This window comes from Plantactinospora sp. B24E8, from assembly GCF_039871735.1.
GTDB lineage: Bacteria > Actinomycetota > Actinomycetes > Mycobacteriales > Micromonosporaceae > Plantactinospora.
Window position 1 is genome coordinate 311,272 of sequence record NZ_JBDPMH010000001.1, and the last position, 21,683, is coordinate 332,954.

A 21,683-nucleotide genomic window follows, 5' to 3' on the forward strand; every position below is an offset into this window, starting at 1 on the left:
CGGCGGCCGGATTCAGTGGCCGGCCGGGCCGAGGTCTGGCGGTTCGAGGTCTGGCGATTCGAGGTCTGGCGATTCGAGGTCGGTCGGGCCGAGCAGGCTGACCAGCCGCAGTCGGGTGGTCACCTCCGGTGGGCAGTCGGCGACGATCGCGCTGGTGCCGACCACGGTGCCGCCCCGGGCGGCGACCAGGTCGTGCAGGGCGCGCAGTTGGGCGCCGCTGGCCACCCAGTCGTCGACCACCAGGGCCCGGTCGCCGGGGCCGAGGTGCCGTTCGCGTACGCCGAGGGCGAGCCGGCGCCCCCGGTAGTCGCTGCCGGTCCAGGCCCAGGTGGTCGGTTCGGCGATCCGCCGCTGGCCGGTGTGCTTGTACGCGGGCAGGAAACCGACCCCGAGGGCTGTCGCCACCAGTGGCCCGAGCAGCAGTCCGGTGACCTCGGGGGCGATCACGACGGTGGGCGCGTCGGCGCGGAACGGTTCGGCGAGGGCCGGGCCGAGGGCGCCGAGGATGACCGGGTCCCGCCACCAGCCGGAGATGTCGCTGACCAGGTGGGTGCTGGCCGGTCCGGGGTCGGTCCAGCGGAACGTACCGATGAGGCGTTCGCGCAGCTCGCTCCGCATCCTGGCCATTCTTCCCGGCCAGCTACGGGGGCGCCGGTGGTGGGCCCGTACGACCCAGCGGGGGTCGGATGATCGGCCAAAGGTTTCACCACAAATCAGAACAGATACCCCTGATCACGTTGACTTCCGAAGTGCCGCTCTCGTTACGGTCCGACCCGATCTCAGTCGTCGTACGAGAGGACGGGCCGGTGGCGGGAAAGCATGCCCGAGGACGGTTCTTCAGGTCGCGGACCGGCCTGGTCGCGGCCGGTGCGGTCGCCGTGGCACTGGTCGGTGGCGGTGCTGCCGGGGCGGTGCAGTTGGGGGCCGGACCGGACACCGCAGCCGTGTCGTCCGTGGCGGACCCGGTGACGCCGACCGCCCTGGACACCCCCACCGCGACGCCGGGCACCCCCACCCCGAGCCCGAGCACGGCCGCGCCGACCCGGTCACCGGAGCACGCCTCCAGGTCGACCACCCGGCCGACGCCGTCCCGCTCGACTCCGACGAAGCGGCCGACCGCGACCAAGAAGCCGTCGTCCACCAAGACCAACAGCGAACAGGTGGTCGGCACCGGGTCCTGTGGGGCGTCGTACTACGACCAGGGGCAGGTCACCGCGAACGGGGAAGCGTTCAACCCGGACGCGCTGACCGCCGCGCACAAGACCCTGCCGTTCAACACCCGGGTACGGGTCACCAACCCGGCGAACGGCAAGTCGGTGGTGGTCCGGATCAACGACCGTGGCCCGTACGTCGACGGCCGGTGCATCGACCTGTCCCGGGCCGCGTTCGCGGCGATCGCCCCACTCGGCCAGGGCGAGGTCGACGTGACCTACCAGATCCTCGGCTGACCCGGATCCGGGGCCCGTGGGCGGGTGGCCGGGTCGGGCCGCCGGACCGGGCGGACGCGGAATGTTCATTCGACCTGCAACCGTTGGCTGACCGCCTGAGGAAGTCCGGCGGAACCGCGAGGGTTGGATGCGCCAGTGGCCAGAACCCGGTCGGACGAGGAGCCAACTTCGTTCAATCGCCCGCGTCGATCAGGCATGCTGTTCCGCGTACCCATGCAACTGATGCCATCGGGCGGTCGCCCGCTGAGCCCTGGTTCCCGCGCCGGTCTCGGCGCGGCCCTCGTGCTGCTCGCGCTCGTCGCGGCGGTGGAGTTGGCCGACAGGCACCAGGAATCGAAGATCAATTTCGTGGCCCTGGCGGTGCTGGCACCCTCGCTGGTCGCCGCGTTCGGGTCCTGGCCGATGGTGCTCGTCATCGGCACGCTGGCCACCGGACTCGCGGCGTCGCTGGCCAGCGGCGGGTACCTCCCCTCGGAGGCGGCGGCGGTGGACGTCGTCGGCATCGTCCTGGCGACCGCGATCGCCGTGCTGTTCGCGGTGCTCCGGCAGCGGCAGGCGGAGCAGATCGTCGAGCTGTCCAAGCTCGCCTCGGTGGCCCAGCAGGCCGTGCTGCGGCCGGTCGGCCCACGGGTCGGCAGTCTGGCGGTGGCCGGCCACTACATCTCGGCCACCGCGAAGGCGGACATCGGCGGTGACCTGTACGAGGCGATCGACACCCCGTACGGGGTACGGGTCCTCATCGGCGACGTACGGGGCAAGGGGCTGGACGCGGTCCGGCTGGCCAGCATCGTGCTCGGGTCGTACCGGCACGTCGCCTACGAGCGGGCGGACCTGCGGGCGATCGTCACCGACCTCGACCGGGCAGTGGCCCGCAACGTCGGTGACGAGGATTTCGTCACGGCGGCGCTGGTCGAGGAGCGGGGCGGCACGTTGACGATCGTGAACTGTGGCCATCCGCCGCCGCTGCTGCTCCGTCGGGGTCAGGTGATCCCGTTGGAGCCGCCGGCGCCGGCGCCGCCCCTGGGTTTCATGCCTGTGGTCCGGCCCCGGGTCGAGCGGCTGGAGCCGGGTGACCGGCTGCTGCTCTTCACCGACGGGCTCGGCGAGGCGCGCCGGGACGGCGAGTTCTTCCCGACCGCGGACCGGGCCTGGCGACTGCTCGGGCACGGCACGGTCGGCGACGGGTTGGCCTCGCTGGAGACCGCGCTTGTGGAATGGGTGCGCGGTCGACTCGACGACGACATCGCCCTGGTCCTGCTGGAGTACCCCGGGCCGCGCCCGGCAACCACCGTGGCCGTACCGAGCTGGGAGGTCGGGGGTTCGGAGGGCTGAGCGGGCCGCCGCCGGGGTGTGGCGGTCATCACTCGGGCGGGTGGGACCGGAGTTTTCTACCCGCGAGTAATATGACTCGAGTTACTGTCGGGTAACACGTGTTCGGAGGCGGGGGCAAATGCCATGACCCACTACAGGAGCAACCTGCGCGACCTCGAGTTCAACCTCTTCGAGGTCTTCGACGCGGACCAGGCGTTCGGCCGGGACCCGTACTCCGAACTGGACGCCGACACCGCCCGCAGCGTGCTCGCCGAGGTCGACCGGCTGGCCCGGACCGAACTCGCGGCCAGCTACGCCGAAAGCGACCGCACCCCGCCGGTCTTCGACCCGGCCACCCACACCGCGCCGCTGCCGGAGGTCTTCAAGCGGTCGTACCGGGCACTGATGGAGTCCGAGTTCTGGCGGATGGACCTCCCCGCCGAGCTGGACGGCACCCAGGCCCCCCGCGCCCTGTGGTGGTCGGCGGCCGAACTGATCCTCGGCGCGAACGCACCACTGTGGATGTACGCCGGTGGCCCCTCGTTCGCACACACCCTCTACCGCGAGGGCACCGAGCGGCAGAAGAAGTGGGCCAAGCTCTTCGTCGAGAAGCAGTGGGCCTCGACCATGGTGCTCACCGAGCCGGACGCCGGCTCGGACGTCGGCGCCGGACGGACCCGGGCCGTCCCCCAGCCGGACGGCTCCTGGCACATCGAGGGTGTCAAGCGCTTCATCACCAGCGGTGAGCACGACCTGACCGACAACATCATCCACTACGTGCTGGCCCGGCCGGTCGGCGTCGAGGGTGTCGGCGGTCCGGGCACCAAGGGCCTGTCGCTGTTCGTCGTGCCGAAGTTCCACTTCGATGAGGAGACCGGCGAGCTGGGTGAGCGCAACGGGGTCTACGCCACCAACCTCGAGCACAAGATGGGGTTGAAGGTCTCGAACACCTGCGAGATGACCTTCGGCGAGCACGGCGTACCGGCCAAGGGCTGGCTGCTCGGCGACGTGCACGACGGCATCCGGCAGATGTTCCTGATCATCGAGTACGCCCGGATGATGGTCGGCACCAAGGCGATCGCCACCCTCTCCACCGGCTACCTGAACGCCCTGGAGTACGCGAAGAACCGGGTGCAGGGTGCCGACCTGCTCCGGTCGACGGACAAGAACGCGCCCCGGGTGACCATCACCCACCACCCCGACGTCCGCCGGTCGCTGATGCTGCAGAAGGCGTACGCCGAGGGGCTGCGTGCCCTGGTCTGTTACACCGCGACCTGGCAGGACCGGATCAACCTGGCCGAGGCGTCCGGTGACGAGTCGGCCGCGAAGCGGGCCAAGGGCGTCAACGACCTGTTGCTGCCGCTGGTCAAGGGTGTCGGCTCGGAACGGGCGTACGAACTGCTCGGTCACGAGTCGCTGCAGACGTTCGGCGGCTCCGGTTTCCTCCAGGACTACCCGCTGGAGCAGTACGTCCGCGATGCGAAAATCGACACCCTGTACGAGGGTACGACCGCGATCCAGAGCCTCGACCTCTTCTTCCGGAAGATCGTCCGGGACGGCGGCAAGAGCCTGCTGACCGTGGCCGGGGAGATCCAGGCCTTTGTGGAGTCGGGGGTGGCCGCCGGGGCGGAGTCCGCCGACAAGGGCGACGGACAGCTCAAGGAGGAGCGGATCGCGCTCGGTCGGGCGCTCGGCGACGTCCAGGCCATGCTCGGCACGATGACCGGTTGGCTCGGCGAGGCGCAGGAGGACCCGCGCACGATCTACAAGGTTGGACTGAGCAGCCGCCGGTTCCTGCTCGCCGTCGGCGACCTGATCGTCGGCTGGCTGCTGCAGCGGCAGGCGGACGTGGCGCTGCGGGCGCTCAGCGGTGAGGTCTCCGAGTCGGACAAGGCGTTCTACACCGGCAAACTGGCCGCCGCCCGGTTCTTCGCCCGTGAGGTGCTGCCCCGGATCGGTGCCGACCGGCGGATCGTGCAGGGCGCCGACCCGGACCTGATGGACCTTCCGGAGGACGTCTTCTGAGCTGCGCCGGGGGCTCTTCACCCGGTGCGACAGCGGCCTGAGGCGGCGGCCGGCGAGCGGACTGCTCGCCGGCCGCCGCGCTATTCTGGAGACGGAGCCAGGAGCACTTTGCCTGGACTTATGAGATTAGCCGGACTCGTGAACTGAGCCGGATTTGTCATGAAAGCCCACGAACCACCGCACGGGGGAGTGCAGCGGACATGGGCATCGGTACAGGGATTTTCCTCATCGCACTGGGTGCCATCATGACGTTCGCCGTACGGGCGAACATCTGGTGGCTGGACCTCCGCGCGGTCGGCTGGGTCCTCATCGTGGCGGGTTCCGCCGTCCTGCTCACCACCCTCTGGTACTGGCAGGACCGGAAGAAGAAGGCTCGGACGCTGATCGTCGAGGAGAACCGGCTGTCGCATCCGACCGCGATGATGCCGCCACCACCGGATCCACCACCGCCGAGCGCGCCGCCGACCTGACCGGCGACGCCGGGAATCAGCCGGACGCCGGAAATCAGCCGTCGGTCCGAATCAGCCGTGCCGGTCAGCCGCGTGCGGTGTGCCACTTGACGATCGGGCCGGCCTGCTCCCGCAGGTCGGCCCAGTCGCCGTCGACCCGATGCACCACGATCCCGCCGGTCCGGAGCCCGTCCGGGGCGGCGTGCACCGGATCGAGCAGAGTGGACAGATCGGAGATGGTCGGGTTGTGTCCGACCAGCAGCACCGTGGTCACGGCCGGATCGGTGGCCTGGACCAGGTCGAGCAGGTCGGCGACGTACCCGTGGTAGATCTTCGGCTCGTACCGGACGGTCGGCGCGGCCATCGTGGTCTCGGCGCCGGGCTGGGTGGTGAGCGGGCGGGTCGGCGGGGCCGCCATGCCGAGCGCGGCGTCGTGCCAGGTCTGCCGGGTGCGCTTCGCCGGTGAGCAGACGACCGCCGCTGGCAGGTAGTCCGCGTAACGCAGCCAGGCGCCGGCCGCAGCGGCGTCCGCGTGGCCGCGCGCGCTGAGCGGCCGGTCGGCGTCCTGCATGCCGCCGGTCGGCTGTTCGGCCTTCGCGTGTCGCAGCAGCACGAGGTGCCGTACCGGTCCCGGTACGTCCGGGCCGCCCGTCGCGGCCGTACCGGCCGCCTGGTCGTCTGTCACGCTGCTCCCACTCCTCCACCCGGTACCGGTTCCGCCCGCGGCGCCGCCGCTGCGCGAGGTTGTCACCAGCTTGCCTGATTCGGTTCTCCACCGCCTGGGTATGTCGATGTGTGCCGCGTTCCGTTCGGGCGCGGTGACCGGTTCCGGCCGGTCGACAGCACGGCGACTGCCTGGAGAGGTGGAACGATGGGCATCGGTGGAAGCATCTTCCTGATCGCCTTGGGCGCGATCCTCGCGTTCGCGGTGAACGTCGGTACGGGCTGGCTCGACCTGAACGTCGTCGGCTGGGTGCTGATGCTCGCCGGTGTGGTGGGACTGGTCATGACCGCGTACTTCTGGCGCAGCCGTCGCCGGACCGTCGTCGCCACGCCGCCGACCCCGGAGACCCGGGTGGTGCCGAGCCAGCAGGACCGGGTTGTCGAGGAGTACCGCGAGGTACGCCGTCCCGCCCGTCCACTCTGACCGCCCGCCCGTCCCTGGCCTTCGTGCCACCGTGCGCTCCGACCGTGGTGGTTCAGGTGAACGTGGTGGTTCAGGTGAACAGGGCGAAGTAGATCGCCACGTGGTGGCAGATCGCGGCGACCAGGGTGCAGGCGTGGAAGAACTCGTGGTGGCCGAAGACGGTGGGCCAGGGGTTGGGGCGGCGTAGGGCGTAGCAGATCGCGCCGACGCTGTACGCGGCCCCGCCCGCGACCAGCAGCACCAGGATGGTGACCCCGCCCCGGTGCAGGATGTCCGGCAGCACCGCGACCGCGACCCAGCCGAGCGCGAGATAGAGCGGCGCGGAGACCCAGCGCGGCGCCCCCGGCCAGACGAGCTTGGTCGCCACCCCGAGCACCGCACCCACCCAGACCGTCGACAGCAGTACGGTCGCCTTCGGCGCGGAGAGCACCAGCAGACAGAACGGCGTGTACGTCCCGGCGATGAACACGAAGATCATCGAGTGGTCCATCCGCCGCATCAACTGGTAGCCCCGCTCCGACCAGACCCGACGGTGGTAGAGGGCGCTGGTGCCGAAGAGGCCGCAGACCGTGACGCTGTAGATCAGGCAGCTGACCAGCGGTGTCCAGCCGGGCCTGGTCGCCGCGACGGCGCAGAGGACCCCCCCGGCGACCAGGGCGACAAAAAACGCGTACGCGTGCAGCCAACCGCGCATCCGGGGCTTGCCCAGGTCGACGGGGCGCAGTCGAATCGGTGCGGAAGTGCTCACCCACTCAGGCTACGGCACCGTAGGTTACTCGGCAGTAGTGCCGCGCGTCACGTTCCCGCCAGCTGTCCGGACCGCTTCCCGGCAGCCGACGTCAGTTGTCCAGACCGCGCAGGATCAGCGGCAACCGGTGTACGCCGTCCGCGGTGATCCGGATCGGCACACCCCAGTCCTGCCGGGTCAGGTGGCAGGCGGCGAACTCCGCCTCGGCGTCGCAGGTGGCGGCCTGGGCGACAACCTGCAGCACGCCCTCGGGCACCTCGCGATTGAGCACCAGACGCCGGGACAGTTCGGTACCCGACCCGGCGCCGTCGAGCAGCAGCTCCGGCGGGGACGCCGAGACCTCCAGCCGGGTCGACGGCCCGAACGAGTCGTCCAGCTTCTGTCCCGGCGGTGGCTCGAAGATCACGTCCAGGGTCAGGTCACCGGCGGCCAGGTCGGTCGGCGGCCGTTCGGTCCGGTGCCGGGCGCCGGCGACCGTACTGGCACCGGCCGCCGAGAGCGCCCCCGGCGCCAGCCGGGTCAGCCGGTGCGCCGCCGACTCGACCACGATCACCCCACCGTCGGCGGTGAGTACCAGGTCGCTCGGCTCGCCCAGCCCGTCCGCCACCGTCGAGACCCGGTCGCTCTCCGGGTCGTACCGGCGGACCGCCCCGTTGTACGTGTCGGCCACCAGCACCGAGCCGTCCGGCAGCGCGCAGACTCCCAGCGGATGCTGGAACAGCGCGTCGGCGGCCGGACCGTCCACGTGGCCGAAGTCGAAGAGCCCCTGCCCGACGGCGGTGTGCAGCGCCCCGTCCTCGACGTACCGGAGGGCACTGGTCTCGCTGTCGGCGAGCCAGAGCCGCCGACCGTCCGCCGAGACGGAGAGCCCCGAGGGCTGGGCCAGCCACACGTCCGGCAGCGGCCCGTCCCGCAACGCCTCCACCGTGGTGCCGGCGTACACCCCGGCGGTCCGCTTGATCGGGTCGAACCACCAGAGCTGGTGGATGCCGGCCATCGCCACGATCACCCGGTCGTCGTACCAGGCGAGGTCCCACGGGGAGGAGAGGTCGATCGCGAGCGCGTCGTGCGGGTGGTCGTCGACCGTCGAGCGCCACGGCCGGCCCGACCCGGCCACCGTGGTGACCTCACCGGTCGCCAGCCGTACGCCCCGAAGCAGGTGGTTGACGGTGTCAGCGACCACGATGTCGTAGCCGGCGACCTCCGCCACGTGCGCGGGCAGCCGGCACAGCCCCTGCGGCTCGGAGAACTCGGCGCTCTCCGCCGACCCGTCGGCGCGGCCACGCCCGCCGGTGCCGATCCGGCGCAGCACCGTCTCGCCGTCGGCGGCCAGTTCGACAAGTGAGTGCCGGGCCGAGTCGGAGACCAGCAGCGTGTCCCCGTCCAGCGGCAGGGCCTTGCCGGGAAAGCGCAGCACGGTGGCCGGCTCGGCGGGCGGCACGTACGGGCCGTCGCCCCGGTGCAGGGTGCCCTTGGCCTCGTGGGTCTCGATCAGCTCGTCGATCAGCCGGGACAACCCCTCGGCGTGTCCCTCCCCGGCCATCGAGGCGACGACGTAACCCTCGGGGTCGATCACGCTCAGGGTCGGCCAGGCCTTCGCGGCGTACTGCTGCCAGCTGATCAGCTCCGGGTCGTCGAGGACCGGGTGGTGTACGCCGTACCGCTCGACGGCGGCGGCGAGGGCGTCGGCGTCCCGTTCGTGCTCGAACTTCGGCGAGTGGACCCCGATCACCACCAGGACGTCGCCGTACTTCTCCTCGAGCGGGCGCAGTTCGTCCAGCACGTGCAGGCAGTTGATGCAGCAGAACGTCCAGAAGTCCAGCAGGACGATCTTGCCGCGTACGTCGGAGAGGGTCAGCGCCCGACCGCCCGTGTTGAGCCAACCGCGTCCCCGGAACTCCGGAGCGCGGACCCGGGCGGTACGAATCTCAGCCATGGCCCCATCCTGCCGCAACGCCTCGGATCGCCTGCCCGTCGGCCCCCGAACCACTCGGGAGCGCGGCCCGTGACCGGAGCGGGGTGGAGCACGATCCTCCTGCCGGGTGGTCGACGTCAACGACGCTGCCCCGACACGCCCCGGCACCGACACGCCCCCGGCACCGACACGCCCCCGGCACCGACACGCCCCCGGCACCGGGGCGAACCCGGTGCCGGGGGCGTGGTGTCACGGAAGCTCTGCTCAGCCGGCGGTAGCAGCCCGCTGGAGGCAGAGCACTTCCTTCTTGTCACCGGGCAGCACGATCGTCGGCTGGCTCCGGTCCTCGCACTTCTCCGCGTTGTCGACCTTGGAAATGACCTTGAACGCGCCGTCCTCGGCGCAGTCGGCGGCCACCGGCTCCTTGCCCGACTCCTTCACGCAGGTGCCCACCGCCGGGTTGAAGCCCGCCGGCGAGCCGGCGTCGCCGCCGCCCATCTTGCCGAGCGCCCAGAGGGTGCCCAGCGGGATGGCCAGCAGCAGTACGGCGGCGGTCAGCACGAGCAGCAGCACCCGGCCGTTCCGAACCTGCGGAACCGGCGGTTCGGGGGTCGACTCCGGTTTCGGCTCGGGCTTGAAGGAGTCGAACCTGCCGTGCTCGGCGTCGTCCGTCCCACCCCAGCCGGGACCGGCCGGAGGACCACCGAAGGCGCCGCCGGGCGCCGGTGGCGGGTACGCGGCAGGTGCCGGTGCTCCGGGAGGCGCCCCGAATCCGGCCGGGCCAAACCGGTCGGTGTCGACCCCGCCGGGCGCGCCGGCCATCGCCCCGTTCTGCCCGGCCGGCCCGCCGGGCCCGATCAGGTCACCGAAGGGGGCGTTGCCCGGACCGCCGGAGCGGACGTCACCGCCGGGGCCGAAGGGCCCGTCGCCCGGTCGACCGCCTGGTGCGGCACCAAATCCGCCGTCAGGGCCGAACGGGCCACCCGCCCCGGGGCGGTTGCCGGGGCCGGGGCCGAAGCCGCCGTCCGGGCCGAACGGCGGTTCACCCGGGCGTGCTCCGAAGGGTCCGTCCTGGCCTGGGTGGTCGCCGGGACGTGGTCCGAAGGGTCCGTCCTGGCCGGGGCGGTTGCCCGGGCCGGGGCCGAAGCCGCCGTCCGGGCCGAACGGCGGTTCACCCGGGCGTGCTCCGAAGGGTCCGTCCTGGCCTGGGTGGTCGCCAGGACGTGGTCCGAAGGGTCCGTCCTGCCCGGGTTGGTTGCCCGGGCCGTACGGATCGCCCGGACCGGCGAAGTTGTCCGGCTCGAACGGACCATCAGGGCCGGAGCGGTCACGGGGACGGTCCCCGAAAGCACCGTTCTGGCCGGCGTGGTCGCCGGGTCGGGCACCGAACGGGCCGCCGGGTCCGGCGAAGTTGTCCGGTCCGAAGTCGCCCGGTGCGGGGCGCTGGTGCGGCAGTCCGGCCGGTGCGGCGTCGGCGCCGGGGGCACCGACCCGGGTGGTGGGTGCGGCGAAGTCGGCGGCCGCGCCCGGCCCGGGGTGTGCGGGCGGCATGCCGTAGACGCCCGCGCCAGGCTGGTCGCCAGCATCCGGACCAGGCCGGTCCGCCTCCCAGCCACGCTGCTCGGGCACGTTCGGCCGGTCGGCCGCCCAGCCCGGTTCGGCGGTGCTCGGCTGCTCGGCCTCGTCCGCGCCGGCCGGGCGGCCGTACACCCGGGGTTGCGGAGCGGGCATCTGCGCCGCGCCGCCGAGGTCACCGGGGGCGACCCGGCTCGCCGGCGGTACGGCGGCACTGCCCGCCACGGCCCGGCCGGTAGCCGCCCGGGCAGGCTCGGCCTCCGGCTGCCCCACCCCGGGTACGGAGACCCGGCCGGCGACCGCCGACTCGTTCGGCGTACGGGGTTGCGGGACCTGCGGGGCGGGAGACTGCGGAGCCGCCTCGGCCGCGGCATCCGGGTAACCGCCCGGCGTCCAACCGCCCGGCTCCCGGCCCGCCGCGACGTCGGACGAAGCGCCGAAGCCGGGCTGCGGGCCGAAGTCGGCGGGTGGCGGGTAGTCGGCCGGCGGTTCGGCCGCCAGGCTCGCCCCGGGGATCCGGGTCTCCTGCGGCGGCAGCGGCACCGGGTTGCCGGCGGCGAACGCAGGGGCCGGAGGCGGCTGGTAGCCGCCGCCCGACCCGGCCGGTTCGCCCCGGTCAGCCGCGGGCCGGGACGCCTCGAAGGTGCCGGGTGGGGTCCCGTCGGCGCCGGCCGGTGGCCCCCAGGTCGGCACCGACGGGGCCCAGGACGCCGGGGACGGGAAGCCGTCGCCCGGGTTCGCGTCGGCGGGTCGGGAGAAGTCCGGTGGCGACTGCGGGGAGTCGGTCGGGCCGGATTCCGGCCGAGGGTTGGCCGAGCCCCAGGCCTCGCTCGCCGGCCAGGGCTCCGGCATGGCCGCGGCGCCCCGGTTGGGCAGCGGCTGGTTCGGCGGCCCGCCCGCGTCGCCGGCGGATCCGGGGTACGGCGTCGGGCCGCCCGGTGACGCGACCGGCGGGCCGCTCTGTGGCGCGGGCGGTACGGCGGACGGCGCCTGACCGGCCCACGGCGGTGGACCGTCGGTGGTGGGGGCGGGGCCCCATTCCGGTGGGTAGTTGCCGGCGTCACCGGCCGGGCGGGGTGCAGCGGCGGGGGGAGTTCCCCAGGCGTCCTGCTGCGGCGGGGCGCCGGCCCCGGGGGCTCCCCAGCCGGGGGTGCCCGGCTGGCCTCCGGCGGGCTCGTCCCACGGTCCGGGGGCGCTGGCGCGGCCGGCCGGTGGCGGCGGAGGTGCCCACCCGAAATCGGGCGGCGGGGTACCGGCTCCCTGCGGCGGGAACCGGTCGTCGTGTGGTGCGTTGCTGCCGTACGGGGCTGGGCCTGCGGCGCCCGGCGCAGCCTCGTCCGGCCAGCGGCCGGGGTGCTGCGATTCCTCGGACGTCATGCGCGCGCCTCCTCAATCACGTGTCGGCCGCGCCGATCTCGCGCGCCGTTTCTCCGGCCCGGTTGCCGGGGGACGGCGGCGCGGAACCGGCTGGGCAAGCTTCTCGCACCGTAGCCGGTCTCGACCGGGGCCGCCTGGGCAGCACCGGTCGCCCCGTGCCGCCCAGGTGCCGAGCGCATCAAGCTGTCGCGGTCCGCCCGGAAGCCGGGCGGCCGGTCGGGCGACGACCGTGCCAACCGTACCGGTCGGTGTGTGGGCGACGGAATCCCGGTGGCTCGCGGTTCCGGAACGCCGACGGCCCACCCGGGGAGGACCGGGTGGGCCGTCGATCTGGTGCGGAGATGAGGAGAGTCTGTGGAGTTCAGCCGTAGAAACGCTGCGCGGCGATGAGGATCTCGTCACGTACCGCGGGCGAGTTGGTGGCCCGCAGTGCGCGCTCGATCGCCCGCGCGCGACGCGCGCTGTTCCGACGGTTGCGGAATCGGTCGATCATGCTCATTGGTGGTGCGCCCCCTGCTATTCGGTTGTCTTCGCGCCTGATGAGTCCATTGAACCGCACAGCGGACCACAGTGCCAACGATTATTAGGTGAGGTGCGCCACCGACCGAAGAATCTTAGGCGTGTGGCCATCCCTGATCGATGGTTCTTCGTAACCTAATGGAAACAGCCGGTGTGCCCGGGGGTTACCCGAGACACACCGGCTGCCCGGTGTCCACCGCCGCGTCACGGCGGGGAAACGCTCCGTCAGGTCCAGGCCAGCAGGGCCGCCTCCGGATCGGTGAGGAAGTCGCCCACGTCACGCAGGAACTTCGACCCCAGTTCACCGTCGATGATCCGGTGGTCGAAGGAGAGACCCAGGGTGGTCACCTGGCGGACCTTCACCTTGCCCTTGTGCACCCAGGGCATCTCCCGTACCGCGCCGAACGCCAGGATCGCCGACTCGCCCGGGGGCAGGATCGGCGTACCGGTGTCGACGCCGAAGACGCCGACGTTGGTGATGGTGAACGTCCCGCCCGACATCTCCGCCGGGGCGGTTCGGCCGGCCTTCGCCGTCTGCACCAGTCCGGTCATCGCGTCCGCCAGTTCACGCAGGGTGAGCCGGCCGGCGTCCTTGATGTTCGGCACGATCAGGCCACGCTCGGTCGCCGCCGCGATACCGAGGTTGACGTACTCCTTGACCACGATCTCGTCGCCGGTCCAGGTCGAGTTGACCATCGGGTGTCGACGGATGGCCAGCAGCACCGCCTTCGCCACCAGCAGCAGCGGCGACACCCGGACGTCCCGCCACTCCCGCCGCTCACGCAGCCGGTCCAGCGCCTTCATCGACCGGGTCATGTCGACGGTCAGGAACTCGGTCACGTGCGGCGCGCTGAACGCCGAGTTGACCATGTTCTGTGCGGTCAGCTTCCGGACCCCCTTGACCGGGATCCGCTGCTCACGGTCGGGCCCGAAGGCCGCCGTCGCCGTCGCGGTCGCGGTCGCCGTACCGGCTGTCGGCTCGGCCACCGTCGCCGTCCCGGCCACCGCCTGGTGTACGTCGTCCCGGGTGATCGAACCGAGCGGTCCGGTCCCGGTGACGGTACGCAGGTCCACCCCGAGATCCTTGGCGAGCTTGCGTACCGGCGGCTTCGCCAGCACCAGGGCGTCGGCGCCCTGCCTCGGCGCCGGTGCGACGGCCGCTGCCGGCTGGGCCGGCACCACCGGCGGGACGGGCTGGGTCGGCACCGGCGCGGGAGCCGGGGTGGCGGCCGGCCGGCTGACCACCGGAGTGCCGTTCGTCACCGGGGCGCCCTTGCGCGGCCGACGCTTGGCGGCACCGGTCTTCGGCCCGTAGCCGACCAGCACGGCCGTCCGACCGCCCGGCGCCGGGCCACCGATCAGACCGGGCTCGACCGCGCCCTCCTCGGGCGCGATCTCGACGGCGGCCAGCGAGGCCGCCGACGGCACCGGCAGGTCGCCGGCGTCCGGCTCGGTGTCCACCGCGAAGATCGGGGTACCGACGTCGACCACGGTGCCCTCCTCGTGGAAGAGGGCGGTGATCCGGCCGGCCCACTTCGCCGGGATCTCCACGGCCGCCTTGGCGGTCTCCACCTCCACCACCGGCTGGTTCAACTCGACGATGTCGCCGACCTGGACCAGCCACTTGATGATCTCGCCCTCGGTCAGCCCTTCGGCCAGGTCGGGCAGGGGGAACTCGCGTACTCGGGACATCGGCGTCACCACCCGAAGCTGCGGTCGACGGCCTCGAGCACCCGGTCGAGGTTGGGCAGGTACTCCTCCTCCAGCCGGGCGGCCGGGTACGGGGTGTCGAAGCCGGTGACCCGCAGGACCGGTGACTCCAGGGAGTAGAAGCACTCCTCGGTGATCCGGGCCGCGATCTCGGAGCCGAGACCCAGGTTGCCGGGCGCCTCGTGGATCACCACGCACCGCCCGGTACGCCGCACCGACTCGTACGCCGGGGCGAGGTCCAGCGGGGAGAGCGTGCGTAGGTCGATCACCTCGAGGTCGCGCCCGTCCTCCTCGGCGGCGGTCGCCGCCTCCAGGGCGACCCGCACCATCGGCCCGTACGCCAGCAGCGTGGCGTCCCGGCCGGGCCGGACCACCCGGGCGGAGTGCAGCGGGTACGCCTCGGCGAGCGGGGCGTCGAGGTCGACCTGGCCCTTCTCGTGGTAGCGCCGCTTCGGCTCCAGGAAGACGATCGGGTCGTCGGAGGCGACCGCCTGCTGGATCATCGTGTACGCGTCCTGTGGCGTCGAGCAGGCGACCACCTTCAGACCGGCGGTGTGCGCGAAGTACGCCTCCGGCGACTCCGAGTGGTGCTCGACCGCGCCGATGCCGCCCCCGAACGGGATCCGGATGACCATCGGCACCTTGACCCTGCCCTGCGAGCGGAAGTGCATCTTCGCCACCTGGGACACGATCTGGTCGTACGCCGGGTAGACGAAGCCGTCGAACTGGATCTCGCAGATCGGCCGGTAGCCGCGGATGGAGAGGCCGACGGCGGTGCCGATGATGCCGGACTCGGCGAGCGGGGTGTCGATCACCCGGTTCTCGCCGAAGTCCTTCTGCAGACCGTCCGTGATCCGGAAGACGCCGCCGAGCTTGCCGACGTCCTCGCCCATGATGATCACCTTGGGGTCGTGCTCCAGGGCGCGGCGCAGGCCACGGTTGATCGCCTTGCCGATGGTGAGGGTCTCGGTGGCCATCAGTGCACGCTCCCCTCGAACGAGTCCAGGTAACGGCTCATGAACTCCCGCTGGGCGTCCACCTCGGGGGAGCCGTGCGGATAGACGTTGTCGAAGAGGGTCAGCGGCTGCGGGTCGGGCATCTCCAGCACCCGCTCACGCAGTCGCAGCGCCTCCTGCTTCGCCTGCTCGTCGACCTCGGCGAGGAAGCTGTCGTCGGCGATACCCTGTTTTGTGAGGAACGCCTTGACCCGGGCGATCGGGTCCTTGGCCTGCCACGCCTCCACCTCGCTGGCGATCCGGTACCGGGTCGGGTCGTCGGTGGTGGTGTGCGCGCCCATCCGGTACGTGTACGCCTCGATCAGGGTGGGGCCCTGACCGTGCCGGGCGTTGTCCAGCGCCGCCCGGGTCACCGCGTACGTGGCGAGCACGTCGTTGCCGTCGACCCGTACGCCGGGGAAGCCGAAGCCGGCGGCCCGCTGGTAGAGCGGGATCCGGGTCTGCCGCTCCAGGGGTTCGGAGATGGCGTACTGGTTGTTCTGGCAGAAGAAGACGATCGGGGAGTTGAAGACGGCGGACCAGATGAACGCCTCGTTCACGTCACCCTGGGCGGAGGCGCCGTCACCGAAGTACGCGATCACCGCCTCGCCGTCGTCGGTGCCGGTCTTGCCGTCCATGGTCACGCCCATCGCGTAGCCCGTGGCGTGCAGCGTCTGGGCCCCGATGACGATCGTGTACATGTTGAACTTGAACTCGTTCGGGTCCCAGCCACCGAGGTCGACACCGCGGAACAGGCCCAGGGGCATGATCGGGTCGATGCCCCGGCAGTAGAGCACGCCGTGTTCGCGGTACGTCGGAAAGGCCATGTCCTGCGGTCGCAGGGCCCGCCCGGAGCCGACCTGGGCCGCCTCCTGGCCGAGCAGACTGGCCCAGATGCCGAGTTCGCCCTGCCGCTGGAGTGCGGTCGCCTCGGCGTCGAGCCGCCGTACCAGGACCAGATCCCGGTAGAGGTCGCGGTACTCGGCGTCGGTGAAGTCGACGCTGTACTCCGTACCGTCGATCCAGGTGACCTTGTCGATCCGGTCGCCGTCCGGGGTGAGCAGCTGCACGAGATCCCCGGTAGCTGGGGTCTTCCCGGCAGGCTTCGCAGCCCGGGTCGTGGTCCGCCTGCCGCGGCCCGTGCCCGGAGGATCGCCCTTCGCCATCCCTATCTCCCTGTCGTTCGTGCGTCGGCACCGGGGGTGTCCCGACCGCGCAGCTCGTGCGCCGGTCCGGCTGCTGCCGGCCCGGGGGTGGCTGCCGCGCCTGACCCCGGTAGGGGCTGCCACGCGGCGTGAACCAGGTTCAGGCCGAGCCTGGTCCACCGAGCGTCGGCGCCGCGTCCTGCCGATCACAGGGTGCGCGAAGGTCGAGGCCGCGTTGCCGTCGGGTCCATATTCGCAGAGCAGGTCAGGATAGTTACAGGTCGGCCTCTGGCGGATCTTGGAAGGCCGCCGGGTTCGCCACACATGCGGTGATTTGTTGAGGTACGTCGACCGGTTCTGTCGAAACTCGAGCCCTGACACACTGTGTGTCGCTGGCCAACACTCCGTTACTGCGTTTAGCTGACATCGGCGGACGGCGCCCGGAGCGGGGAACGTTTCCCCTGCTCAATGGCGAGGTGCCCGGCTGGTCTCGGACCGGCCGGATGGTGACAACGAGGAGTGTTCCGGTGCCCACACACGGCCACGACGATCCAGCTCCGATGCTGCTGGCCCGGCATCGCCGGTCCGGTGGCGCGCACGTGGGGTACCGCCGGGTGACCGGGGTGCACCGGGCCGAAGGGCTGGCCGGACCCACCCGGCGCTACCTGTTCACCGTCGCGTTGCTGGCCGGAACCTCGTCGCTGCCGATCCTCGCCGCGATCGGCAGCGGTTCGGCGACGGTCAACGACGGCATGCCGCCGTCCTCCGGCAGCGTCCCGTTCATTCCACCGCCCGGCGGCGGGCAGGTGGTGCCGCTGCCGACCCCGCCCGCCGACGATTCAGGACCAGCCGGTACGGGCGACGGGGCCGGCCGGCTGGGCTGGCGAGGGCTGCCCGACCTGGCCGGATCGACGCCCGGCGGTCCGGGCCCGTTCACCGGACGCCCGCCCGGTCCCATCCCCGGTCTCCCGCCGCCTCCGGCCCCACCTCCCGCCCCGCAGACCGGTCCACCGTCACCCGGGAACCCCGCCCCGACCACCCCGACCGAGCCGTCGGTGCCGACACCCGGGCCGACCGACCCCGCACCGTCGCCGCACCCGTCGCCGGGGCCGACCGACCCGTCCCCCGGCCCGACCGACCCGTCGCCGTCACCGGAACCCTCGCCGTCGTCCGGACCACCGCCGACCACCTCGCCCCGGCCGAGCGGCCCGGCTGACCCGTCACCGTCACCGTCACCCTCGCTGGAGCCGGAGCCGGAGCCGGAGCCGGAGCCGGAGCCGGAGCCGGAGTCGACGTCCTCGCCGGAGTCGTCACCCTCGCCCTCGCCGGAGCCGGAGTCGACGTCCTCGCCGGAGTCGTCGCGGGAGCCGGAGTTGTCGCCGACGCCGTCGTAACCCGGACGGGCGTCAGGAAGGGCCCTTCCGGTACCGAAAGCGACAGGAAGGGCAGCTTCCCTACGGGCGGAGCATCGGCGGGTGCAGCAGTTCGGCCGTACCGCGGCGGTAGAGCTGGGCCGGTCGCCCCCGGTCGCCCTCGGTGGCCCGACCGACCGATTCGACAAAGCCGGGGGTGCTGGTGACCTTGCGGTGGAAGTTGCGGGGGTCCAGGCGGGTCCCCCAGACCGTCTCGTAGACGGTGCGCAGCCGGGCGATGGTGAACTCCGGCGGGCAGAAGGCGGTGGCCAGCGGGGTGTACTCGAGCTTGGCCCGGGCCCGCTCCAGTCCGTCGCCCAGGATCAGGTCGTGGTCGAAGGCGAGCTCGGCGTCGGCGATCCGGGACATCGGCAGCCAGTCCGCGGCCGCCGCGTCGGTGCCGGCGACCGGTGTCGGCAGGTCCGGGAGCAGGGCCAGGTACGCCACCGTCACCACCCGGCCACGCGGGTCGCGCTTCGGTCCGCCGTACGTGCCGAGTTGTTCGAGGTGGCCGACCGGCTCGGGAACACCGGTCTCCTCGGTCAGTTCCCGGGCTGCGGCGTCCGGCAGGTCCTCGTCGAAGCCGACGAATCCGCCCGGTAACGCCCAGCGGTCCTGGTACGGCGGCACGCCCCGGCGTACCAGCAGTACGCAGAACTCGTCGTCCCGCACGGTGAGCACCACCAGGTCGACGGTGACCGCGAAGGGCGGGTACTCGGTCATCGGATTTATCACCACCTTGACGAGAAGCTACCACAGTGATTACTGTCAGTAGGACGAGAAACGGGCCGTACCGGATTCGTTACTCGGCTCGGGTCGTCGACCGGCAACGACGGCCTTCGGCGGCGCCGACGGATACCGTCGGCGCCGCCGACATGACCTGCGTACCAGGGCCGGGGCGTACGGAAACCCGCCCTACCGTCCAGTCAGCACGCTCCCGGCGGCCTATTCACCGTTCAGTGACCCCTGACTATGCTGATCTCCCTCGATGGGTGAAAGCCCTGCACTCGGCGGGTGGGAACCCCGAAGCCGACGGGCCGGAAAAACCCGGGATCTGACAGGAGGCGGCGTGGGTCGTACCAGCGGTAGGTGGAGTCGGGGCCTGTTGGCCACCGGACTCGTGACAGCACTCGTGGTGGTGGCGGCACCCGCCCCCGCGCACGCCGGCGGCCTGGGAGACCTCGGCTCCTGGGTCCTGCGCAAGACGGTCACCGCCAAGGGCGTGCTGAAGCACGCCAAGGAACTACAGAAGATCGCGGACCGTAACGGGGGCAACCGGGCCTCGGGCGCCGCCGGCTACGACCGGTCGGTCGACTACGCGGAGAAGGTCTTCCGCAAGGCCGGCTACCGGGTGACCCGGCAGAAGTTCGACTTCCAGACCTTCCTGATCAACACCCCGTCCGAGCTGCAGCGGGTCTCGGCTCCGGCCGGCGACCTGCCACATCGGATCATGAGCTACACCGGCAGCGCCGACGTCACCGCGCCGGCCAGTGTGCCGGCCAGCGACGCCCAGGGCTGCGCTGCCGGCGACTTCGGCCCGGCGAACGTCGGCACGATCGTGCTGATCAGCCGGGGTACCTGCCCCTTCGGACAGAAGGCGGCCAACGCGGCGCAGGCCGGGGCGGCGGCCGCGGTCATCTACAACAACACCAGCGGCGACCTCTCCGGGACCCTCGGCAACGCGTACACCCTGGACTTCGCGGCGGTCGGCATCACCCAGGCGCTCGGCCAGGAACTCGTCGGCCAGGTCGCCGGCGGCCTCACCCTGCGGGTCTTCACCGACACCTACCGGGGCATGGCCAGCACCGAGAACATCTTCGCCGAGTCCCGCTGGGGCGACCCGGACAACGTGGTGATGGCCGGCGCCCACCTCGACTCGGTCCCCGAGGGACCGGGGATCAACGACAACGGCAGCGGCAGCGCCGCCCTGTTGGAGATCGCCGAACAGATGCGCTGGATCCCGACGAAGAACCGGATCCGGTTCGCGCTCTGGGGCGCCGAGGAGGCCAACCTGGTCGGCTCGACGTACTACGTGGCCAACCTCTCCCAGGCCGAGCAGGACCGGATCGCCCTCTACCTGAACTTCGACATGGTCGGCTCGCCGAACTACGTACGGTTCGTCTACGACGGTGACAACTCGGCCTTCCCGCCCGGCACCGGCTCCGCCGCCGGACCGCCCGGCTCCGGCGCGATCGAGGAGCTGTTCCACGACTACTTCGCGTCGCAGCGGCTCGACTCGGCCGAGACCCCGTTCTCCGGCCGCAGCGACTACGGACCGTTCATCGCGGCCGGGGTCGACATCCCGTCCGGCGGGCTCTTCACCGGAGCCGAGCTGATCAAGACGGCCGAGGAGGCCGCCGCCTACGGCGGCACGGCGGGCCAGCCGTACGACCCCTGCTACCACCAGCGCTGCGACGACATCAACAACGTCAGCGCCAAGGCGATCGACGAGATGTCGGACGCGATCGCGCACGCGATCATCACGTACGCCTTCGACACCCGTGGCCTGAACGCCCCGACCAACGGGCCGGCCCGGGGCACCACCGCGCCGGCCGGCGGCGGTGGCGGTCTGCACGAAGAGCACGACGTGGCGATCTGACCGGGTGCGGACCAGACGGGGGCGGTGCGGCCGACGCGCCGCCCCCGTTCTCCGGTTATGCCGGGTTGTCGTCGTCGAGCCGCTGGCGGTTCGCCTCGATCCAGGCGTCCAGCGCCGCCGGGTCGCTCGGATCCACCCCGTCGGCGATGAGCTGCGCCACCGCCGCCGTCGCCGGACTGCGCCGCTCACCGGTGGTGTAGAGCCGGACGAACTCCGGCACCATCTCCTCGACAGCCTCGTCGGTCTGGCTGACCGCCTCGGCCGGCAGGCCGCGCAGCCGGGCGGCGTACCCGGCCCAGCCGCGGACCACCCGGGGCAGCAGCGCGGCGTCGTCCATGTCCAGTACGGCCCGCCGGTGCACCCAGTCGAGCAGGAAGAGACCGGCCACCGCCGGACTCCACCGCATCGGGTCCGGGTCCGGGAAGGACTCCGCGTGGTCCAGCACCAGGCTGAGGCAGAAGTGCAGGGAGGCGAGATCCGCCTCGGGCAGCCGGTCCAGCCCGAGCCGGGCCGCCTCCGGGGCGGAGAGGAAGGCACGGACCAGCCGGTCCCGGTCGGCGGCGGAGAGCGGTTCGGGCGTGCCGGTGTTGTTGCTGTCGTCGGGCAGGGTCGACGTCGGCAGCAGCGCCAGCCGGGCACCGACCAGGGCCCGGTCGGTGGCGAGCGAACCCTCCTGGGGCAGCGCCTCCAACTCGTCGGTGATGTCCAGATGCCGGGCCACCTCGCGGCGCAGCCGGGACGGGTCCTCCTCGCGGAACCAGGTCAGCGCGTCGTCGGCACACATCTGCCGGACCTGTTCCAGGATCCGCTCGGCCGGTCCACCGACAAAAACGTCCTTGGTGATGCCGATGTTGTGGTCGACCAGGGCCACCACGGCGTGCTCCGGCCCGCCCGAGGCGCTGTCGTCGTAGGCGAAGGTGGCGAGGTAGGAGGTCTGGTCACCGTACACGTCGCCGTAGGCGTAACTGCCGGTCAGCCGCACCTTGCCGAGCTGGTCGGACCAGGACGGCGCCTGCGTGCCGGGCTTGACCCCGGCGGCGCCGTCGGCATCCGGCACCAGGGCGGCGAAGACGGTCCGGATGGTGGTCGCGGCGGCGGTCCGACGGCGGGCGGTCGCGGAGAGGAAGTCGCTGACGAAGGTGCGCACCACACCATTGCGGTCCTCGTCCGCGATGGCGTAGACGCTGCCCAGCAGCGCCGCCCCGAGCATTTCCGCGTCCAGGGCGCAGTCGAGCTTCGCCACGTCACGTGCGGCGTGCAGTACGGCGTCAAAGGGGTTCTGCGGCGGGGCCATGCTCCGACCCTACG

Annotated in this window: 18 protein-coding genes; 7 read left to right on the plus strand and 11 right to left on the minus strand. The window is 72.0% G+C overall.

Translation table 11 applies throughout. The features are described from left to right. Positions 1-12 precede the first annotated feature (12 nt). Positions 13-618, minus strand: coding sequence for a phosphoribosyltransferase (locus ABGB21_RS01495; RefSeq protein ID WP_347658494.1), 606 nt, complete (start codon positions 616-618; stop codon positions 13-15). A 188-nt stretch (positions 619-806) separates the two neighbouring features. Between ABGB21_RS01495 and ABGB21_RS01500 the strand changes: the two genes are divergently transcribed. The 4 genes from ABGB21_RS01500 (at position 807) to ABGB21_RS01515 (ending at position 5,254) form a co-directional block, all read left to right on the plus strand. Continuing rightward, positions 807-1,448: a septal ring lytic transglycosylase RlpA family protein gene (locus tag ABGB21_RS01500; protein WP_347676060.1), complete on the plus strand. Its 642-nt coding sequence runs from the start codon at positions 807-809 to the stop codon at positions 1,446-1,448. A gap of 195 nt (positions 1,449-1,643) precedes the next feature. Further along, positions 1,644-2,780, plus strand: coding sequence for a PP2C family protein-serine/threonine phosphatase (locus ABGB21_RS01505; RefSeq protein ID WP_347676062.1), 1,137 nt, complete (start codon positions 1,644-1,646; stop codon positions 2,778-2,780). Positions 2,781-2,903: 123 nt separating this feature from the next. Further along, positions 2,904-4,784: an acyl-CoA dehydrogenase gene (locus ABGB21_RS01510; RefSeq protein ID WP_347676064.1), complete on the plus strand. Its 1,881-nt coding sequence runs from the start codon at positions 2,904-2,906 to the stop codon at positions 4,782-4,784. A 200-nt stretch (positions 4,785-4,984) separates the two neighbouring features. Next, on the plus strand, positions 4,985-5,254 hold the full coding sequence (locus ABGB21_RS01515; RefSeq protein WP_347658177.1) for a DUF6458 family protein: 270 nt from the start codon (positions 4,985-4,987) through the stop codon (positions 5,252-5,254). Between the two features lie 64 nt (positions 5,255-5,318). On the opposite strand, the gene ABGB21_RS01520 is transcribed toward ABGB21_RS01515, so the two are convergent. Continuing rightward, positions 5,319-5,918 carry a histidine phosphatase family protein gene (locus ABGB21_RS01520; protein WP_347676066.1) on the minus strand — a complete coding sequence of 200 codons (600 nt, stop codon included), beginning with the start codon at positions 5,916-5,918 and terminating at the stop codon, positions 5,319-5,321. Positions 5,919-6,104: 186 nt separating this feature from the next. On the opposite strand from ABGB21_RS01520, the gene ABGB21_RS01525 reads away from it, so the two are divergent. Continuing rightward, complete coding sequence (locus tag ABGB21_RS01525) at positions 6,105-6,380, plus strand: DUF6458 family protein (RefSeq protein ID WP_347658179.1); 276 nt, start codon at positions 6,105-6,107, stop codon at positions 6,378-6,380. A 70-nt stretch (positions 6,381-6,450) separates the two neighbouring features. Here the strand turns inward: ABGB21_RS01525 and ABGB21_RS01530 are convergent, their stop codons facing one another. The 7 genes from ABGB21_RS01530 to pdhA form a co-directional block, all read right to left on the minus strand. Further along, positions 6,451-7,128, minus strand: a complete 678-nt coding sequence (locus ABGB21_RS01530) for a hemolysin III family protein (protein ID WP_347658180.1) — start codon at positions 7,126-7,128, stop codon at positions 6,451-6,453. Positions 7,129-7,219: 91 nt separating this feature from the next. Next, entirely contained in the window at positions 7,220-9,055 is a 1,836-nt protein-coding gene (locus ABGB21_RS01535) for an NHL domain-containing thioredoxin family protein (RefSeq protein ID WP_347658207.1), read from the minus strand. Positions 9,056-9,307: 252 nt separating this feature from the next. After that, positions 9,308-11,995 carry a hypothetical protein gene (locus ABGB21_RS01540; RefSeq protein WP_347676068.1) on the minus strand — a complete coding sequence of 896 codons (2,688 nt, stop codon included), beginning with the start codon at positions 11,993-11,995 and terminating at the stop codon, positions 9,308-9,310. A 361-nt stretch (positions 11,996-12,356) separates the two neighbouring features. Beyond that, positions 12,357-12,488, minus strand: coding sequence for a hypothetical protein (locus ABGB21_RS01545; protein WP_331213831.1), 132 nt, complete (start codon positions 12,486-12,488; stop codon positions 12,357-12,359). 251 nt (positions 12,489-12,739) lie between these two features. Next, positions 12,740-14,206, minus strand: coding sequence for a dihydrolipoamide acetyltransferase family protein (locus tag ABGB21_RS01550; protein ID WP_347658183.1), 1,467 nt, complete (start codon positions 14,204-14,206; stop codon positions 12,740-12,742). Between the two features lie 5 nt (positions 14,207-14,211). Continuing rightward, positions 14,212-15,201 carry an alpha-ketoacid dehydrogenase subunit beta gene (locus ABGB21_RS01555; RefSeq protein WP_347658184.1) on the minus strand — a complete coding sequence of 330 codons (990 nt, stop codon included), beginning with the start codon at positions 15,199-15,201 and terminating at the stop codon, positions 14,212-14,214. Next, the gene (gene pdhA / locus ABGB21_RS01560; RefSeq protein ID WP_347658185.1) at positions 15,201-16,385 is read right to left on the minus strand and encodes a pyruvate dehydrogenase (acetyl-transferring) E1 component subunit alpha; all 1,185 of its coding nucleotides are present in this window, start codon (positions 16,383-16,385) and stop codon (positions 15,201-15,203) included. Before pdhA ends, ABGB21_RS01555 begins: the two co-directional genes overlap by 1 nt. A 506-nt stretch (positions 16,386-16,891) precedes the next feature. On the opposite strand from pdhA, the gene ABGB21_RS01565 reads away from it, so the two are divergent. Next, positions 16,892-17,758 carry a hypothetical protein gene (locus ABGB21_RS01565; RefSeq protein WP_347676070.1) on the plus strand — a complete coding sequence of 289 codons (867 nt, stop codon included), beginning with the start codon at positions 16,892-16,894 and terminating at the stop codon, positions 17,756-17,758. Between the two features lie 60 nt (positions 17,759-17,818). Here the strand turns inward: ABGB21_RS01565 and ABGB21_RS01570 are convergent, their stop codons facing one another. Beyond that, on the minus strand, positions 17,819-18,499 hold the full coding sequence (locus tag ABGB21_RS01570) for an NUDIX domain-containing protein (RefSeq protein WP_347676072.1): 681 nt from the start codon (positions 18,497-18,499) through the stop codon (positions 17,819-17,821). Between the two features lie 346 nt (positions 18,500-18,845). On the opposite strand from ABGB21_RS01570, the gene ABGB21_RS01575 reads away from it, so the two are divergent. After that, positions 18,846-20,375, plus strand: coding sequence for a M28 family metallopeptidase (locus tag ABGB21_RS01575; protein ID WP_347676074.1), 1,530 nt, complete (start codon positions 18,846-18,848; stop codon positions 20,373-20,375). Positions 20,376-20,430: 55 nt separating this feature from the next. On the opposite strand, the gene ABGB21_RS01580 is transcribed toward ABGB21_RS01575, so the two are convergent. Continuing rightward, positions 20,431-21,669, minus strand: a complete 1,239-nt coding sequence (locus tag ABGB21_RS01580; protein ID WP_347676076.1) for a hypothetical protein — start codon at positions 21,667-21,669, stop codon at positions 20,431-20,433. Between the last annotated feature and the right edge of the window lie 14 nt (positions 21,670-21,683).

What these genes read in the sequence shown, in the direction of transcription:
- ABGB21_RS01495 (WP_347658494.1), bottom strand. Translation starts at nt 618, where the DNA reads ATGCGGAGCGAGCTGCGCGAACGCCTCATCGGTACGTTCCGCTGGACC.
- ABGB21_RS01505 (WP_347676062.1), top strand. Translation starts at nt 1,644, where the DNA reads ATGCTGTTCCGCGTACCCATGCAACTGATGCCATCGGGCGGTCGCCCG.
- ABGB21_RS01510 (WP_347676064.1), top strand. Translation starts at nt 2,904, where the DNA reads ATGACCCACTACAGGAGCAACCTGCGCGACCTCGAGTTCAACCTCTTC.
- ABGB21_RS01515 (WP_347658177.1), top strand. Translation starts at nt 4,985, where the DNA reads ATGGGCATCGGTACAGGGATTTTCCTCATCGCACTGGGTGCCATCATG.
- ABGB21_RS01525 (WP_347658179.1), top strand. Translation starts at nt 6,105, where the DNA reads ATGGGCATCGGTGGAAGCATCTTCCTGATCGCCTTGGGCGCGATCCTC.
- ABGB21_RS01540 (WP_347676068.1), bottom strand. Translation starts at nt 11,995, where the DNA reads ATGACGTCCGAGGAATCGCAGCACCCCGGCCGCTGGCCGGACGAGGCT.
- ABGB21_RS01545 (WP_331213831.1), bottom strand. Translation starts at nt 12,488, where the DNA reads ATGATCGACCGATTCCGCAACCGTCGGAACAGCGCGCGTCGCGCGCGG.
- ABGB21_RS01550 (WP_347658183.1), bottom strand. Translation starts at nt 14,206, where the DNA reads ATGTCCCGAGTACGCGAGTTCCCCCTGCCCGACCTGGCCGAAGGGCTG.
- ABGB21_RS01555 (WP_347658184.1), bottom strand. Translation starts at nt 15,201, where the DNA reads ATGGCCACCGAGACCCTCACCATCGGCAAGGCGATCAACCGTGGCCTG.
- pdhA (WP_347658185.1), bottom strand. Translation starts at nt 16,385, where the DNA reads ATGGCGAAGGGCGATCCTCCGGGCACGGGCCGCGGCAGGCGGACCACG.
- ABGB21_RS01570 (WP_347676072.1), bottom strand. Translation starts at nt 18,499, where the DNA reads ATGACCGAGTACCCGCCCTTCGCGGTCACCGTCGACCTGGTGGTGCTC.
- ABGB21_RS01580 (WP_347676076.1), bottom strand. Translation starts at nt 21,669, where the DNA reads ATGGCCCCGCCGCAGAACCCCTTTGACGCCGTACTGCACGCCGCACGT.